Genomic DNA, 245 nt, shown 5'->3' with positions numbered 1-245 from the left:
GTGGACGTGCGGTGATTCATTCTGGGTTGTTGCAAGCGTCACGTTTTGGTTTTCGTGGTTCTGAATCCCTCGGTGGCAACTTGAAAGCCTTGTTTGTGTTGGAAGGTGGACTCAACCTTGACACCGGCACTTCTGGGCAGGGTGGCGCAATTTTTGGTCGACGTTCGGTGCTTGGTCTCGTTGGCGACCATGGCGACTTACAGTTGGGACGGCGTAAAGATTTTTCTGATGAAATTGCCTCGCAA

General features: G+C 51.8%; 1 protein-coding gene. It reads left to right on the top strand.

From position 1 onward, the window contains the following. A partial coding sequence (locus QN347_RS20635; RefSeq protein ID WP_323494523.1) for a porin occupies positions 1–245 on the top strand: 245 nt, incomplete at both ends.

The sequence above is a fragment of the Sphingomonas sp. 10B4 genome (assembly GCF_035019905.1).
Lineage (GTDB): Bacteria > Pseudomonadota > Alphaproteobacteria > Sphingomonadales > Sphingomonadaceae > Sphingomonas > Sphingomonas glacialis.
The sequence above is the reverse complement of the archived record's forward strand: the minus strand, read 5'-3'. Positions and strand labels throughout refer to the sequence as shown.